Source organism: Morganella sp. Je.2.23 (assembly GCF_051129855.1).
Lineage (GTDB): Bacteria > Pseudomonadota > Gammaproteobacteria > Enterobacterales > Enterobacteriaceae > Morganella > Morganella sibonii.
In genome coordinates this window covers 1-255 of record NZ_JBCPSQ010000049.1, presented here as the reverse complement: position 1 = coordinate 255, position 255 = coordinate 1, and the positions used below count along the sequence as shown (strand labels likewise).

Annotated in this window: 1 rRNA gene; it reads right to left on the bottom strand. The window is 53.3% G+C overall.

Annotated elements, in window-relative coordinates:
* Positions 1–255, bottom strand: a 23S ribosomal RNA gene (locus tag AAZR23_RS20800); the annotation flags it as partial.

The following is a 255-nucleotide window of genomic DNA, read 5'->3' as shown; positions in this document are numbered from 1 at the left end:
ACCTAATGCCAGCGTGCCTTCTCCCGAAGTTACGGCACCATTTTGCCTAGTTCCTTCACCCGAGTTCTCTCAAGCGCCTGAGTATTCTCTACCTGACCACCTGTGTCGGTTTGGGGTACGATTAATGGTAACCTGGAGCTTAGAGGCTTTTCCCGGAAGCAGAGCATCAATCACTTCACCACCGTAGTGGCTCGTCGTCACGCCTCAGTGTTAACAACCGACCGGATTTGCCTGGTCAGTCCACCTGCACGCTTA